Below are 15,075 nucleotides of genomic sequence, written 5' to 3'. Positions count from 1 at the left end.
TCAAGCAAAAGGGTGGCCTCGGCCACCCTTTTTTACGTCAATGCGCGAACGGCGTGCCCAGCACGTCCTGGCATACCTCGAGCCAGGCGCGCGCCGCGTGCGACAGATAGCGCCCGCTCCAGATATGGGCCACCTGCCACGCCACCTCCGGCTCGACGATGCGCACGGCCTCCAGCGGTTCGCCAGCCAGGCGGTGGATGAACGGCTCGGGCAGCAGGGCCACGCCCAGGCCCGCCGAGGCCATCGCCACCAGCCAGTCCCATTGCCCGCTCTGGGCCGCGATCGTCGGTGCGAAGCCCGCTTGCGCGAAATGCTGGCGCAGGCTGCGCGTGAGGGCGAAATCATCCTTTAATAACACCAGCGGCAAATCGGCCAGCGCCTTGAAGGGCAGGGTCGTGCGGTTTTTCTGGAACGTGCCCGGCTCGGCCAGGGCCCAGATCGGATAGTTGGCCACTTCCACGGCCACGAGATCGAGTTCCGGGTCGGCCGGCAGCACCGTCATGCCGATTTCCAGTTCGCCGGCCGCCACCTGGCGCTCGATCTGCTGGCCCGTGTCTTCCTGCAGCGTCAGGCTGATGTGCGGGTGGCGCGCACGGAAGGCCTTTAATACAGGCGTAAACAGCACATTGATCATGGGCGGGATGCCGACCGTCAGGCTGCCGCGCTGCAAGGCCTGGGTGTCGCGCACTTCCAGGGTCAGCTGGCGCATGTTCGCCAGCATTTCCTGGCCATGCTGATAGACGATGCGGCCCGTGTCCGTCAGGGTCAGCTTGCGCCCGTCGCGCACCAGCAGCTGGGCGCCCACTTCATCTTCCAGCTGGCGCACCATCTTGCTGATGGTCGACTGAGTCAGGTGCAGCGATTCGGCCGCCTGCGTAAAGCTCGACAGGCGCACGGTTTCGACGAAATAGCGCAGGGAACGGATATCCACGAGGGGGCTCGGCATTGGCAAGGCATGAAAATATCGACTGGATGTGGCGAAATTAATTCATGCCATGCATGTGACCGCGATTTTATACTGATTCCACTTATGGGGCTGGTGTATGACAGCCATCCAGTTTGAGAATATGAAGAAGATCAGGAGCATCAGATGTACGAGGACCGTATCCGCCACCCAGGCTTGCTCGGCAAAATCATGAGCGCCGATGAGGCAGCCAAATTGTTCCACAACGGCATGCGTGTCGGCATGAGCGGTTTTACCCGTGCCGGCGACGCCAAAGCCCTGCCGCGCGCACTGGCCGAACGCGCCCTGCAAGATCCATTAAGCCTGACCCTGATCACGGGCGCTTCGCTGGGCAATGGCAGCGACGGCTTGATGGCCGAGGCGGGCGTGCTGGCGCGCCGCATGCCGTTCCAGGTCGACCCGGTCTTGCGTGGCAAGATCAACAACGGCGAAGTCATGTTCATCGACCAGCATCTGTCGGAAACGGCCGAGCAGCTGCGTTCGGGCAACCTGGCAGCCGTCGATATCGCCGTCATCGAAGCGACAGCCATCACGGCGGCCGGCGCCATCATTCCGACCATGTCGGTGGGTAACTCCGCCGCCTTTGCCCAGCAGGCAACGCAAGTGATCATCGAGATCAACCTGTCCACGCCGCTGGCGCTGGAAGGCTTGCACGACATCTATATACCGCACACCTTGCCGGGCCGCGAGCCGATTCCCCTCACGCGCGTGGACCAGCGCCTGGGCAGCACGGCCATCGCCATCGACCCGGCCCGCATCGCCGCCATCGTCATTACGGACAGTCCCGACAGCCCGTCGAACGCCTTGCCGCCCGACGCGGAAACGCAGGCGATCGCCGGCCATGTGATCGCCTTCCTGCAAGGCGAAGTGGCGGCCGGGCGCATGGGGCCGGAATTGCTGCCGCTGCAGGCGGGCATCGGCACCATCGCCAACGCCGTGCTGCATGGCCTGATCGGATCGCCTTTCCGCAACATGACGATGTATTCGGAAGTGCTGCAGGACAGCGCCATCGAGCTGCTCGATTCGGGCCAGCTGGCGTTTGCCTCGGCCTCGTCGATCACCCTGTCGGCCGCCGTGCATCAAAAGCTGATGGACAATATAGACCATTACCGCTCGAAAATCGTGCTGCGCCCGCAAGAGATCAGCAACCATCCCGAGATCGTGCGCCGCCTGGGCATCATCGCGCTGAACACGGCGCTCGAGTTCGATATTTACGGCAACGTCAATTCCACGCACGTGTGCGGCACGCACATGATGAACGGCATCGGCGGCTCGGGCGACTTCGCGCGCAACGGGCAAGTGTCGATGTTCGTGTCGAAATCGGCGGCCAAGGGCGGGCGCATTTCCAGCGTCGTGCCGATGGTCTCGCATGTGGACCACACGGAACATGACGTCGACGTGCTGGTGACGGAATGGGGTTTTGCGGACTTGCGCGGCCTGGCGCCGCGTGAACGGGCGCCGTTGATCATCGATCGCTGCACGCATCCCGATTACCGCGCGCAGCTGCGTGCCTATTACGACGCGGCATGCCAGCGTGGCGGCCACACGCCGCACATCCTGCAAGAGGCCCTGGCCTGGCACGTGCGCTACCAGGAAACGCAGAGCATGCTGGCAGCGCAGTAAGCTTCGCCAGCATCAAGACAGGGCAGGGCGGTGCGGCACCGCGCTGCCTTTTTACTTTCCTCAGTACATATGCAGCGCCTTGGCGCCCAAGCCCAGCAGGGCAAACGTGGTGGTGGCCTGTATGCCCATGAACCACAGGAAGTGGGTGTGCATGTGCTTGCGGATGTCGCCCAGTTCCGTGCGCAGGGCGTGGCAGTCGCCGCGCAAGTCGCCGCGAAATTGCGTCAGGTCGGCACGCAGCAGCTGTGATTCGTTGTGCAATTCCGTGCGTACCTTATCGAGGCCTTCGCCAAGACGCTGTTCCAGGGTCTTGAACCATAGCCGGTCATGTTCCCGGTCCGTTTCCAGTTTTGTCAGGCGCGCTTCCATGCGTACAGCATTGTTCGCGCTTTGCTGTTTGTCAAGCCGGTCCGTGGAATAGGCTTCGTTCATCTCGCACTCCTTCGCGCAAGCCGCGCTGCATCGGCGCAGGCGGCTTCACTCCACTGTCCGCCTTTTCCGTCCGCCTGGTTTGCGCTGGATCAAACGTCAGGAAGGCGGTGCAAAGCGCAGGCGGATGCCTGCCGTGACGACGGCGAGCAAATCGTCGATATGCGCGTTCATTTCCGGGTGTGGCGTCCATGGGTCGCCCGCATCCATGACGATACGCAGCGACACGAGGCCGTGCAGCGATTGCCAGAAGATTTGCGTCATCGTGTGCAGCGCCGGCTCGTCCTGGCGCACCTGGCCCGCCTGCGCCAGCTCGCCGAACAGGTGCAGCGCGTAGGCATACGGGTCTTGCTCGATATTGCCGTGTTCCACGTCGACGGCGTCGACTTCCGCGTGCGGGCGCAATTCCATGAAGATCAGCGAGTATTCGTCGGGATGCTGGAAGCCGTATTCGATGTAGGCGCGGCCGACCAGGCTGATGCGTTCCCATGGGTCAGTGCTGGTGTCGCAGGCCGTGCGCATGGCGCGCACCAGTTCCAGCAAGTCCTTGTCCATGGCCTGGGCGATCAGGGTGGCCTTGTCGCGGAACAGGGCGTACACGACGGTGGTGGAAAAGCCGGCCGCCTCGGCCACCTTGCGGATGGAGACGGCGCGCGCGCCGCCCTTCTTGATGAGGTCTTTGACGACGTCGATGATGTGCTCGCGCCGCGCCTGCGCCTCGCGTAATTTTCTTTCCTGAATATTGGTCAGCTTCTTGTCCACGACTCTTTCCTGGCGACTCTATGAAAGCAGGAATTATAGGGGGACGAGGGGCTGCCAATGTTTCCGGCATTGTTACAATTCAGTTTTTTGTCCGGTAGATGCGACAGTGGACCGATTTTTCGCGCTTTTGCCCGGCGCTTTTCCATCGATGCCCCGGAATGGTGCATAAATCACCGGAGCAGGCTTTGCGAACGGGGCCAAAGGGCGGAAAATAGCAGGATAGCTTACACTGCGTTTTTTAGCGCGACGGCGGTGGCCCACGAGGCGGCGCCGGAACACTTACATTCGGACGGGATCATTACATGACCATTAAAATCAGCCAGAACTTCGACTCGGGCGCCATCGACGTGGTGAGCGCCACCAGCGCCGGCGCCATCGACCTGAACTTGCGCAAGGATAGCCACGCCGACATCCATCAGTGGTTCCACTTCCGCCTGCAGGGCGCGCGCGGCCAGGCATGCACGATGCGCTTCCTGAACGCGGGCCAGGCCACCTATCCGGCCGGCTATGAAGACTACCAGGCCGTGGCCAGCTACGACAGCGAAAACTGGTTCCGCGTGCCGACCACGTTCGACGGCCAGGTCATGACGATCTCGCACACGCCTGAACTCGACAGCGTGTACTACGCCTACTTCGAACCGTACTCATGGGAACGCCATTTGCGCCTGCTGGGCGAAGTGGCCGAGCATCCGCTGGCGCGCGTGTCCGACCTGGGCAGCACGGTCGATGGCCGCGACATGAACATGGTCACCATCGGCAATCCGCAGGCGGAAAAGAAGATATGGGTCATCGCGCGCCAGCATCCTGGCGAATCGATGGCCGAATGGTTCGTCGAAGGCTTGATCGACTCGCTGCTCGACGACGCCAACCCGATCGCGCGCAAACTGCTGCAGCGCGCCGTGTTCCACATCGTGCCGAACATGAACCCGGACGGCTCCATCCGCGGCAACCTGCGCACGAATGCGGCCGGTGCCAACCTGAACCGCGAATGGATGACGCCTTCGCTGGAATCGAGCCCGGAAGTGCTGTGCGTGAAAAACAAGATCCACGAAACGGGCGTCGACATGTTCTTCGACATCCACGGCGATGAAGCGCTGCCGTACAACTTTGTGGCCGGCAATGAAATGCTGGAAAACTTCACGCCCGTCCAGGCGGCGCACCAGAAGGCCTTCATCGAGCGCTACAAGCAGGCCAGCCCCGACTTCCAGGACAAGTTCGGCTATGCGGCCAGCAAGTACAAGTCCGACATGCTGACCCTGGCGTCGAAATACATCGGCCATCACTTCGGCTGCCTGGCGCTGACCCTGGAAATGCCGTTCAAGGAAAACGCCGACTTGCCGGATCCAAGCGTGGGCTGGAACGGCGCGCGCAGCGCGGCACTGGGCGCGGCCATGCTGCAGCCTATCCTGCTGTCGCTCGATTGAACGGCGTTGATCATGGGCGTCGAGATCGAGCGTAAATTCCTGCTGGCCGGCGATGCCTGGCGCGGCCTGGGCCAGCCGGTGCTGCTGCGCCAGGGCTATCTGTCGTCCGCGCGCGAGCGCGTGGTGCGCGTGCGCATCGAGGGCGAACAGGCGATGCTGACCATCAAGGGCGCCAACGTGGGCGCCACGCGCGGCGAGTGGGAGTATCCGATTCCGCTGGCCGACGCCGTCGAACTGCTCGACGGCCTGTGCGAACAGCCGCTGATCGAAAAGGTTCGCCACCGCATCGAACACGCGGGCATGGTATGGGAAGTCGACGAGTTCCTCGGCGCCAATGCGGGCCTGCTGGTGGCCGAGATCGAGCTGGCATCGGAAGACCAGCCCTTCGACAAGCCGGAATGGATCGGCGCGGAAGTGTCGGGCGACGCGCGCTATTACAACGCGAATTTGATCCGCCACCCGTTTTCACAGTGGTGATGGCGCGTTAAGCGTGGCTTGAAATGCAAAAAGGCGGAACCGAGGTTCCGCCTTTTTTATGCGCCAACGCTGTTGTCGGATTACGCCGTGCCGGCTAATCCGACCTACGGCCCATACCGGCAGCGTAGGTCGGATTAGCGCGCAGCGCGTAATCCGACAAGCCTGTATTAATGGAAGTGTTCCGTACCTTGCGGCGTATCTTCCGGCATCTCTGCATGCGCCAGCTCGCCGACAGGGTCGGCAAACAGGGGCGCGCCGCAATCGTCGCAGTATTCACCGACAAAACGTTCCGCGTGGCGTTTGATCTGCGTCACGCCGGCGGCGTTCAGGTGCTCGATGATTTCATCGACCGGCGTCTTTTGCTTGTCCAGCGCGGCGATGCCGACCTGGATCAGGCCTTCGATCGGCGTGCCATCCTCGTCTTCCTGGCCGTACAAAGGCCAGACGATGCCATAGATGACGTCCGGCGCCTGGCGCAGGGTGAAGGCGATGCGGTACTCGTCCACCTGGCCGTCGGCCGCTTCCTCGCCGAAGCCGGCGATGACGGCGCGCAGTTCCGACGGCTCGATGGCCAAGGTATGCGTCAGGTAGTGCACGGCGGCGCGCACGGAGACGGGACGTATCAGTTTGTCCGCTTCGCGGCAGGCCACGTAATACGCTTCCGGCAGCAGCAATTCCAGGCCGCAGCCGGGCAGCAGGCGGGCGAACGTCGGCGTCGCCTGCGTGCGCCATTGTTCCAGAGCGGCGCTGCGTTCGGCGATGAAGTCGAGCTGGCTCGAAGGCGTCTGCCAGCGGAACAGCGGCGCGCCGGCAGGGGCCACCACGGCCACCAGCAGGTAGCGCGTGTCGGCCAGGAAGGGCGCCGTTTCCGCTTCTTTGCCCGAGGGCTTGACGGCCGTGCCTTTCAGCGCGGCCAGGGCCAGCTTTTGCGTCTTGGCATAGGTTTCGACATGGCTGCGCGGCAACTGGTCGATCGAGTACAGCGTTGGCGCCATGGCCATCTTGGTGCCGTCGGCCAGCAGGTGGGCGGCGAAATGCGCCGACAGCACACCGTGCGCGTCGCCGGCCATGGGGCCCGAGGCGATGGAAAAGCGCGTCCACGCGAGGATGGGCACGGCGACGAGCAGGGCGTCGTAGCGTACGTCTTCATGCGTGACGACGGCCGATTCGCTGACGGCTTCAACGCAGTCCATCAGCACGTCATAGGCGTTCAAGTCATCCTTGAACAGGCTGCCCAGGGTGTTGTCGATGGTGTCCTGGTGGCCGGTTTTGAGTAATTTCTGGAGCTGCGTATCCAGGCTGTGTTCCCAGGACCGCTCTTCGAGACGGCTGGCTGCCTGTACGATCGCCTGGGCAAAGGTGACCAGGCGCTGGCTGTCGGCAGTCAGTTTATGGGATGAATCTTTGGAAGGACGACGCATAGCGGGATAAGAGTCTCGGAAAGTGAAAAAAATGGATCAGTCAAACAATGATAAACCCTTATAACCGTATTGTAGAGGATTCAGCCGCACGCAATACGTAAGCTGTCCTTAGATCATGCCAATAGTCGAAATTTCAAGTCGGAACGGGATGCAGGGACGAAAAAAAGCGCCGGTCGAAACCGGCGCTTTGATCTTGCATCACAGCTGGGCTGATTACTCGGCCAGCAATTGACGCAGCACGAATGGCAGGATACCGCCATGCTTGTAGTAATCGACTTCGATCGGCGTATCGATGCGCAGCAGGACTTTGACTTCCTGGCTGGAGCCGTCGGCGCGGTGGATCACCAGGGTAGCCAGTTGCTGTGGCTTGATTTCGCCTTCGAGGCCTTTCAGGTCGAAGGTTTCCTTGCCGGTGATGCCCAGGGTTTGCACGCTGTCGTCGCCGATGAATTGCAGCGGCAACACGCCCATGCCCACCAGGTTCGAGCGGTGGATACGCTCGAACGAACGGGTGATCACGGCTTTCACGCCCAGCAGTTGCGTACCTTTTGCCGCCCAGTCGCGCGACGAGCCCGTACCGTACTCTTCGCCGCCGAAGACCATGGTTGGCGTGCCTTCAGCAACATATTTCATTGCTGCGTCGTAGATCGACATTTCTTCGCCGGAAGGCTGGTGGATCGTGATGCCGCCTTCGACCGCCGAACCGTCCGCCTTGGCAGGGATCATGCGGTTTTTGATACGCACGTTGGCGAACGTGCCGCGCATCATGATTTCATGGTTGCCGCGACGCGAGCCGTAGGAGTTGAAGTCCGCTTTCAGGACGCCGTTTTCCTTCAGCCATTTGCCTGCAGGACCGTTTTCCTGGATCGAGCCGGCTGGCGAGATGTGGTCGGTGGTGATGGAATCGCCGAACACGCCCAGTGCGCGCGCGCCTTCGATGCCGGTGGCCACTGCCGCTGGCGTCATCGAGAAGTTGTCGAAGAACGGTGGTTCCGCGATGTAGGTCGATTTCGGCCAGTTGTAGACTTGACCGGACACGGTCGTGACTTTTTCCCACAGCTTGCCTGGCGCGCCCTTGACGTCCGCGTAGTTGTCCTTGAACACCTTGGCGTTCATGGCGAACTTCATCATGGCCGATACTTCAGCCGAGGTCGGCCAGATGTCGCCCAGGTAGACGTCCTTGCCGCCCTTGCCCTTGCCGACCGGTTCCGTCATCAGGTCGCGCGTCATGTTGCCGGCGATGGCGTAAGCGACGACCAGCGGTGGCGAAGCGAGGAAGTTCGAGCGGATGTTCGGGTGAATACGCGCTTCGAAGTTGCGGTTGCCCGACAGCACGGCCGACGCGACGATGTCATGCGTGGCAATCGCTGCGTTCAGCTCGGGCGTCAGGTCGCCCGCATTGCCGATACAGGTGGTGCAGCCGTAGGCGGTCACGCCGAAGCCCAGTTTTTCCAGGTATGGCAGCAGACCGGCGGCGGTCAGGTACTCGGTCACGACGCGCGAGCCAGGAGCCAGCGAAGTCTTGATGTGCGGCGCGACTTTCAGGCCGGCTTCGACGGCTTTCTTGGCCAGCAGGCCGGCAGCCAGCATCACGCTCGGGTTCGAGGTATTGGTGCACGAGGTGATCGCGGCGATCAGCACGTCGCCGTTCGACACTTTCACGCCGTTCGTCGTTTCGTACACGGCAGCCAGGTCGGCCGGGTTCTTGTTGAAGCCGTTTTCCGTGGTTGGCTTGGCGAACAGCTCGGCGAAGTTCGCCTTGACGTTGCCGATTTCGATACGGTCTTGCGGGCGTTTCGGGCCGGCCAGCGACGGAGCGACCGATGCCAGGTCCAGTTCCACCACGCGGGTGTAGTCGATCTCGCCGGCCTTTGGCACGCCGAACAGGTTTTGCGCCTTGAAGTAGCCTTCGAACGCGGCGATTTCAGCCTTGCTGCGGCCGGTGCCCTTGAAGTAATCGATGGTCGCTTCGTCGACCGGGAAGAAGCCCATGGTCGCGCCGTATTCCGGTGCCATGTTGGCGATCGTCGCGCGGTCGGTCAGGGTCAGCGACTCGGTGCCTTCGCCGAAGAATTCGACGAACTTGCCGACGACTTTTTCCTTGCGCAGCAGTTCGGTGATGGTCAGTACCAGGTCGGTGGCGGTGCAGCCTTCGCGCAATGCGCCCGACAGGTTCACGCCGATGACGTCTGGCGTCAGGAAGTAGACCGGCTGGCCCAGCATGCCGGCTTCCGCCTCGATGCCGCCCACGCCCCAGCCGACCACGCCGATGCCGTTGATCATGGTGGTGTGCGAGTCGGTGCCGACCAGGGTGTCAGGGTAGTACACGTCGCCGGCTTTCTTGCCTGCGTGGTGCACGCCGCGCGCCAGGTATTCCAGGTTGACCTGGTGGACGATGCCGAAGCCTGGTGGCACGACGCCGAAGGTGTCGAATGCCTGCATGCCCCATTTCATGAACTGGTAACGCTCGTTGTTACGCGAGAATTCCAGTTTCATGTTCAGGTCCAGCGCTTTCTTTTCGCGGTAGTGATCGATGGTGACCGAGTGGTCGACCACCAGGTCGACCGGTACCAAAGGTTCGATCTTCTTGGCGTTGATGCCCATCTTGGCGGCCACGTTGCGCATCGCTGCCAGGTCGGCCAGCAGCGGTACGCCGGTGAAGTCTTGCAGCACGACGCGCGCCACTACGAACGGGATCTCGTCGGTGCGCTCGGCGGTCGGGCCCCAGCTCGCCAATTGCTTGACGTGTTCTTCGGTGACTTTTTTGCCGTCGCAGTTGCGCAATACCGATTCGAGCACGATACGAATCGACACTGGCAGGCGGGAGACATTGATGCCCAGGCTTTTTTCCAGCGCAGGCAGGGAGTACAGCTTGCCCTTCTTGCTATCCGAAATATTAAAGTCCTTGAGCGTGTTCAGAGTGTTGCGGGACATGACCTCTCCTTGTTGGGTATCGTCTATTTATTGATTATTCAAATTACAAAACATGACTGAGCCCCCGAAGAGGCCCTTGCTACGCACATCAGCCGCCGGCGGCCGGCAGCACGCCCAGCGATGGCGCGGCTTCCACCACTGCCGCCGGCTTGGCCTGCTCCGCATCCTTGCATTCATTGGCCAGTTGGCGGCCCTGCTTGGAATCGAGCAGCATGCCTTTGGCCGGGATGCCGATCCACACGAGGCCGTACAGACGGTTCTCGAAGCGGTTGGCGCCGGTGGTGGTGCCAACGCGGCTCAGGCGGTGCAGGCGCTTCTTCCAGCGCAGGGCGATGTGTTTGTCGTCAGTAGCATTGGTGTAGATGGTAATTTTGTTACCAAGTTCACAATTGAAATCGGTGGAAGCCGAGCCTGCGGTGTCCGGCTCATCGGATTCTTCCTTGTCGGCGACCGACATGGCGAGCGGATGGGCTTCCTTGGCGGCTGCCTTGGCCTTGCTGGTCTTGGCCTTTGGCTTGGCCTTGACAGCCTTGACGGCCTTGGGATTTGCCTCTGCGGTGGCGGCGAAGCTGGCTGGCGCCAGCGTGAGGGTCATGGCGCCCAGCGCGACGCTGCAGGCAATTGCTAATTTGGAGAGGGACATCGTGTAATTCCTGTCAGTTTTCAGTGGTGCTGGAAGAGGGGGTGTTGAGTAATGCGGCGGCCGCCTCGGGCAGGCCGAGGCCTGCCAGTTTGGCGCGTTGCAAAACGGTCCAATAATATCGGTAGCTGGCGCGGTCGTGCAAGCGGCCATTTTGTGCAATCGGTCCCCAGTTGGCGCGCAGCGCCTCGTTGAGGATGTTGCTCGCTTCGTTGACTTCGGACAGGCGCGGCGTAAAGGCCTTGATGATGGGCTTGATCTGGTCCGGGTGGATGCTCCACATGCGCGTGTAGCCGAACTCGGCTGTCGCGCGCTGGGCGTCATTCGCCACCACGGCCGAATCGCGCACGTCCGTCGTCACGTTGTGCGACGCCACCTTGCCGTGCGCGTGGCAGGCGGCCGCCACTTCCAGCTTGGCGCGCACCACCAGCGGGTGCGTGAACTGGCCAGGCGTGCGCATGGCGGCGGCGGGAATGGCGCCGTAGTGGGCCGACACGAAATCCATGATGCCGAAGGACAGGCATTCGACCTGGGGCAGGGCGGCGATCGCGTAGGCGTCGCGCAGCGCGCCATGCGTTTCGATCAGGATGTGCACGGGCAGGTTGTCGCGGCCGGCGCGGCGCGCGTGCAGGTTGATCAGGTCGATGGCCAGCATGGCATCCTGCACGCCGGCCACCTTGGGCACGGCGATATAGGCCAGGCGGGACGCGGCGCTGCAGATGATTTCCACGTCGCGCGCGAAAAACGGGCTGTCGACGTCGTGCACGCGCACGCCGATACGGTTGAACTGGTTTTCGCCGCTGGCCAGCAGGCCGGCGATCATCAGCGCGTGGGCTTCTTCGTTGCCGGCGCTGGCGCCGTCTTCGCAGTCGAACGTGATGTCGAACAGGGGGCCAAGCTCTTGTTGCAAAGCAATCGATTTACGCATCAGCTTTTCAGAGCCGGCGTAGTGGTCGCAAGCGGCGAGCAACAGCGGCTGGCGTTTGCCTTGGAATAAAACCTCGGAAGGGTGCATGCTTAAGGCATTTCTGCAGGTAAAGACTACTTGATAAAACAGCCGCGCCGCGACATGCGCGGGGCGGCCTTCTTTGGCGGGCGGCGCATTGCCGCGCCGCCAAAACTGGACTTAGGCCAGCAGGTGTTTCACGCCTTCGCGCTCTTCGGTCAGTTCCTTCAGGGTCAGGTTGATGCGCTCTTGCGAGAATGCATCGATTTCCAGACCTTGAACGATGGTGTACTCACCGTTGTCGGTGGTGACCGGGAAGCCGAACACGGTGCCTTCAGGGATGCCATACGAGCCATCCGAAGGAACGCCCATGGTGGTCCACTTGCCGGCCGTGCCCAGCATCCAGTCATGGATGTGGTCGATGGCGGCGTTCGCTGCCGACGCTGCCGACGACAGGCCGCGCGCTTCGATGATGGCAGCGCCGCGCTTGCCGACGGTAGGCAGGAACACGTTGGCGTTCCATTCCTGGTCGTTGATCAGGTCTTTGACAGCCTTGCCGTTCACGGTGGCGAAGCGGTAGTCGGCGTACATCGTAGGCGAGTGGTTGCCCCAGACGGTCAGCTTCTCGATGTCTTTCACGGCGGTGCCGGTCTTGGCAGCGACTTGCGACAGCGCGCGGTTGTGGTCCAGGCGCAGCATGGCGGTGAAGTTTTTCGCTGGCAGCGATGGTGCCGATTTCATGGCGATGTAGGCGTTGGTGTTGGCAGGGTTGCCGACCACCAGCACTTTGACATTGCGCGAAGCGACGGCGTCGAGCGCCTTGCCTTGTACCGTGAAGATCTGGGCGTTCGCTTCCAGCAGGTCCTTGCGTTCCATGCCTGGGCCGCGTGGACGCGCGCCAACCAGGACGGCCACATCGACATCCTTGAATGCGGTCAGCGGATCGGAGTGGGCGGTCATTTCCGTCAGCAGCGGGAAGGCGCAGTCGTCGATTTCCATCATCACGCCCTTGAGCGCCTTCTGGGCTTTTTCGTCCGGGATTTCAAGCAGTTGCAAGATGACAGGCTGGTCTTTGCCGAGCATGTCGCCATTGGCGATGCGGAACAACAGGGCGTAGCCGATCTGGCCGGCGGCGCCGGTCACTGCAACACGCATTGGGGTTTTAGCCATGATGAATCTCCAAAAATGGGAAAGAAAACGGGCTTGAAGCTGGGCTTACGCTTATCCGGAAAAACTGTAATGATACCAAAACCGGCCCGCGCCACCGAATTGCTGGTGTACGCTGCCGTCACGCTTGTGCTGCACGAGGCCAGAGTGGCTGGCCGACAACATAAAACGCTGGCTCACAAGTTTTATCGAGGGCAGTTTAGGCCTCTGATCCCTATCTGTCAATCATATCTTATGTCTTATATAAGACAGATAACTACGTCTGTTTTACTGGACGCGGACAGTGATTTGTGTTGAAATGTCGGACTATGAATTCCGCCTCGTCCAATCTGACCAACAATGCCACTGCTGCAAGCGGGGCGGTCAGTCCGACCGCGGGCACCCCGGCCACGCCTGCCGCCACTGCGGCCAGCACCCCTGTCGCCAGCATTAATACCACTGCCACCGCCGTGTCCGCGCCTGCCGCGACCGCTTCGCCCACCTTCAGTCCCCTGTACCAGCAGATCAAGGCGCTCATCACGCAGAGCCTGCAATCGGGCGAATGGAAGCCGGGCGAACTGATTCCCAGCGAAGTCGAGCTGGCAGGGCGCTTCAAGGTCAGCCAGGGCACGGTGCGCAAGGCCATCGATGAACTGGCCGCCGAGAATCTCGTCATGCGCCGCCAGGGCAAGGGTACTTTCGTTTCCACCCACCATGAGGCGCGCGCGCATTTCCGCTTCCTGCGCCTGGTGCCGGACGAAGGCGTGCCGCATTATCCCGAAAGCAAGTTTATCGAAGTCAAGCGCGTGCGCGCGCCGGCCGACGTGGCGCGCCTGATGGACCTGAAGTCCGGCGACGCCGTCATCTTCATCAAGCGCGTGCAGTATTTCGACGGCGTGCCGACCATCGTCGAAGAGCTGTGGCTGCCCGGCCTGATCTTCAAGGGCCTGACGGCCGAGCGCCTAGTGGAATACAAGGGCCCCATGTACGGCCTGTTCGAAACGGAATTCGGCACGCGCATGATACGCGCGTCCGAACAGATCCGCGCCGTGTGCGCCGACGCGGGCGCCGCGCAATTGTTAAATATCGACCTCGGCACGCCCTTGCTCAGTTCCGAGCGCGTGTCGTTTACCTACGGCGACAAGCCGGTCGAACTGCGCCGGGGCTTGTACCTGACCAGTCGCCATCATTATCAGAATGAACTCAGCTGAAGCGGCGGGGCGCCTGCGGGCGTCCGAACAAGCAGCAAGGCTGAAGTGCATCGCTTGCAAGATGCCTGCCGCAAGGCGGGCAACGGAGACAACGGAAAGCGCAGCGACAGCATGGCCCGCCCCGGCGGGCCGTGTTTTGCCGGCGATTCTGTAATTAAATTACGTGAACTACGGAAAGTAGCGCGGTATTTTGTAGTAAAAAACCATTTTGGTTATATGTAACAATAGATATTGGTATGGGTTGCGAAAATCGGCGAAAATCGCGGCTTCAATATTTAGTTGAAATTCAAAGGGGAGGTTTTTGTTATGTCTGAAGCCGTAAGAGAAGTACCAAAAAAAGAACGGCCGCAATTCCGTAACATTCATGTTACCGAATTGTCGAACTACCGCATGGCTGTCGGCGCCATCGTCTCGATCCTGCATCGCATCAGCGGTTTCATCATTTTCGCCTTGCTGCCATGTATCCTGTACATGCTGGAACTGAGCCTGCGTTCCGAAATGTCCTACGCCTACTTCCAGGGCATCGCCTCGCACTGGTTCGTCAAGCTGATCACCCTGGGTCTGGTCTGGGCCTTCCTGCACCACTTCTGCGCCGGTATCCGTCACCTGTTCATGGATGTGCACGTTGCCATCGAAAAAGATTCGGCACGCAAGACCGCGTCGTCCGTGCTGGTCGTGAGCCTGGTGTTGACGGCCCTGGTCGCTTTGAAACTGTTTGGAGTATTTTAAACATGGCAGACAATAATATCGGACCGAAACGCCTCGTCGTCGGTGCCCATTACGGCTTGCGCGACTGGCTGGCGCAACGCGTTACCGCCATCGTCATGGTGGCCTATGTGGCCATCCTGCTTATTTCTTTCCTGACCGGCAGCAACTTCAGCTATGAAGGCTGGGCTGGTCTGTTCGCACAGCAGTGGTTTAAATTGTTCAGCCTGGTGACCTTCGTCGCCCTGTTCTACCACGCATGGGTCGGCGTACGCGACATCTGGATGGACTACGTGAAAAGCGCTGGCCTCCGTCTGACCCTGCAAATTGCCACCATGCTGTGGTTGATCGCTTGTGCCGGCTGGACGGTACAGATACTCTGGAGTGTGTAAT

Annotated in this window: 14 protein-coding genes; 6 read left to right on the top strand and 8 right to left on the bottom strand. The window is 61.3% G+C overall.

What is annotated here, in order from left to right; all coding sequences use genetic code 11:
• Positions 1-37: 37 nt before the first annotated feature.
• Positions 38-931 (bottom strand): LysR substrate-binding domain-containing protein, encoded by an 894-nt coding sequence (locus tag KO538_RS03360; RefSeq protein ID WP_083292533.1) that lies wholly within the window; start codon positions 929-931, stop codon positions 38-40.
• Between the two features lie 159 nt (positions 932-1,090).
• Here KO538_RS03360 and KO538_RS03355 point away from each other — a divergent pair, with 159 nt between their 5' ends.
• A complete protein-coding gene (locus KO538_RS03355; protein WP_070301545.1) occupies positions 1,091-2,587 on the top strand; it encodes a succinate CoA transferase in 1,497 nt (498 codons plus the stop codon).
• 60 nt (positions 2,588-2,647) lie between these two features.
• On the opposite strand, the gene KO538_RS03350 is transcribed toward KO538_RS03355, so the two are convergent.
• Entirely contained in the window at positions 2,648-3,019 is a 372-nt protein-coding gene (locus KO538_RS03350) for a hypothetical protein (RefSeq protein WP_034752097.1), read from the bottom strand.
• A gap of 96 nt (positions 3,020-3,115) precedes the next feature.
• A complete protein-coding gene (locus tag KO538_RS03345; RefSeq protein ID WP_219327460.1) occupies positions 3,116-3,778 on the bottom strand; it encodes a TetR/AcrR family transcriptional regulator in 663 nt (220 codons plus the stop codon).
• Positions 3,779-4,080: 302 nt separating this feature from the next.
• Here KO538_RS03345 and KO538_RS03340 point away from each other — a divergent pair, with 302 nt between their 5' ends.
• Positions 4,081-5,202, top strand: coding sequence for a M14-type cytosolic carboxypeptidase (locus KO538_RS03340; RefSeq protein WP_219327459.1), 1,122 nt, complete (start codon positions 4,081-4,083; stop codon positions 5,200-5,202).
• A gap of 12 nt (positions 5,203-5,214) precedes the next feature.
• Complete coding sequence (locus tag KO538_RS03335) at positions 5,215-5,679, top strand: CYTH domain-containing protein (RefSeq protein ID WP_219327458.1); 465 nt, start codon at positions 5,215-5,217, stop codon at positions 5,677-5,679.
• Between the two features lie 167 nt (positions 5,680-5,846).
• Here KO538_RS03335 and KO538_RS03330 read toward each other — a convergent pair whose 3' ends face one another.
• From KO538_RS03330 to KO538_RS03310, 5 genes are all read right to left on the bottom strand, one after another.
• Positions 5,847-7,100: a DUF2863 family protein gene (locus KO538_RS03330; RefSeq protein ID WP_072452577.1), complete on the bottom strand. Its 1,254-nt coding sequence runs from the start codon at positions 7,098-7,100 to the stop codon at positions 5,847-5,849.
• A 213-nt stretch (positions 7,101-7,313) separates the two neighbouring features.
• Complete coding sequence (gene acnA, locus KO538_RS03325) at positions 7,314-10,034, bottom strand: aconitate hydratase AcnA (protein WP_034752089.1); 2,721 nt, start codon at positions 10,032-10,034, stop codon at positions 7,314-7,316.
• A gap of 88 nt (positions 10,035-10,122) precedes the next feature.
• Entirely contained in the window at positions 10,123-10,677 is a 555-nt protein-coding gene (locus tag KO538_RS03320) for a hypothetical protein (protein ID WP_070301541.1), read from the bottom strand.
• A 13-nt stretch (positions 10,678-10,690) separates the two neighbouring features.
• Positions 10,691-11,689, bottom strand: coding sequence for a CoA ester lyase (locus KO538_RS03315; RefSeq protein ID WP_034752086.1), 999 nt, complete (start codon positions 11,687-11,689; stop codon positions 10,691-10,693).
• 111 nt (positions 11,690-11,800) lie between these two features.
• A complete protein-coding gene (locus KO538_RS03310) occupies positions 11,801-12,790 on the bottom strand; it encodes a malate dehydrogenase (RefSeq protein ID WP_034752084.1) in 990 nt (329 codons plus the stop codon).
• Between the two features lie 305 nt (positions 12,791-13,095).
• Here KO538_RS03310 and KO538_RS03305 point away from each other — a divergent pair, with 305 nt between their 5' ends.
• The 3 genes from KO538_RS03305 (at position 13,096) to sdhD (ending at position 15,074) form a co-directional block, all read left to right on the top strand.
• A complete protein-coding gene (locus tag KO538_RS03305; protein WP_081367944.1) occupies positions 13,096-13,977 on the top strand; it encodes a GntR family transcriptional regulator in 882 nt (293 codons plus the stop codon).
• 306 nt (positions 13,978-14,283) lie between these two features.
• The gene (gene sdhC, locus KO538_RS03300; RefSeq protein ID WP_034752080.1) at positions 14,284-14,706 is read left to right on the top strand and encodes a succinate dehydrogenase, cytochrome b556 subunit; all 423 of its coding nucleotides are present in this window, start codon (positions 14,284-14,286) and stop codon (positions 14,704-14,706) included.
• Between the two features lie 2 nt (positions 14,707-14,708).
• Complete coding sequence (sdhD, locus tag KO538_RS03295; protein ID WP_034752078.1) at positions 14,709-15,074, top strand: succinate dehydrogenase, hydrophobic membrane anchor protein; 366 nt, start codon at positions 14,709-14,711, stop codon at positions 15,072-15,074.
• The last annotated feature ends 1 nt before the right edge of the window (position 15,075 follow it).

Origin of the sequence: Janthinobacterium sp. NKUCC08_JDC (genome assembly GCF_019345575.1) — a bacterium.
Taxonomy (GTDB): Bacteria; Pseudomonadota; Gammaproteobacteria; order Burkholderiales; family Burkholderiaceae_D; genus Janthinobacterium; species Janthinobacterium aestuarii.
The sequence above is the reverse complement of the archived record's forward strand: the minus strand, read 5'-3'. Positions and strand labels throughout refer to the sequence as shown.

What these genes read in the sequence shown, in the direction of transcription:
- KO538_RS03355 (WP_070301545.1), top strand. Translation starts at nt 1,091, where the DNA reads ATGTACGAGGACCGTATCCGCCACCCAGGCTTGCTCGGCAAAATCATG.
- KO538_RS03350 (WP_034752097.1), bottom strand. Translation starts at nt 3,019, where the DNA reads ATGAACGAAGCCTATTCCACGGACCGGCTTGACAAACAGCAAAGCGCG.
- KO538_RS03340 (WP_219327459.1), top strand. Translation starts at nt 4,081, where the DNA reads ATGACCATTAAAATCAGCCAGAACTTCGACTCGGGCGCCATCGACGTG.
- KO538_RS03335 (WP_219327458.1), top strand. Translation starts at nt 5,215, where the DNA reads ATGGGCGTCGAGATCGAGCGTAAATTCCTGCTGGCCGGCGATGCCTGG.
- KO538_RS03330 (WP_072452577.1), bottom strand. Translation starts at nt 7,100, where the DNA reads ATGCGTCGTCCTTCCAAAGATTCATCCCATAAACTGACTGCCGACAGC.
- acnA (WP_034752089.1), bottom strand. Translation starts at nt 10,034, where the DNA reads ATGTCCCGCAACACTCTGAACACGCTCAAGGACTTTAATATTTCGGAT.
- KO538_RS03320 (WP_070301541.1), bottom strand. Translation starts at nt 10,677, where the DNA reads ATGTCCCTCTCCAAATTAGCAATTGCCTGCAGCGTCGCGCTGGGCGCC.
- KO538_RS03315 (WP_034752086.1), bottom strand. Translation starts at nt 11,689, where the DNA reads ATGCACCCTTCCGAGGTTTTATTCCAAGGCAAACGCCAGCCGCTGTTG.
- KO538_RS03310 (WP_034752084.1), bottom strand. Translation starts at nt 12,790, where the DNA reads ATGGCTAAAACCCCAATGCGTGTTGCAGTGACCGGCGCCGCCGGCCAG.
- KO538_RS03305 (WP_081367944.1), top strand. Translation starts at nt 13,096, where the DNA reads ATGAATTCCGCCTCGTCCAATCTGACCAACAATGCCACTGCTGCAAGC.
- sdhC (WP_034752080.1), top strand. Translation starts at nt 14,284, where the DNA reads ATGTCTGAAGCCGTAAGAGAAGTACCAAAAAAAGAACGGCCGCAATTC.
- sdhD (WP_034752078.1), top strand. Translation starts at nt 14,709, where the DNA reads ATGGCAGACAATAATATCGGACCGAAACGCCTCGTCGTCGGTGCCCAT.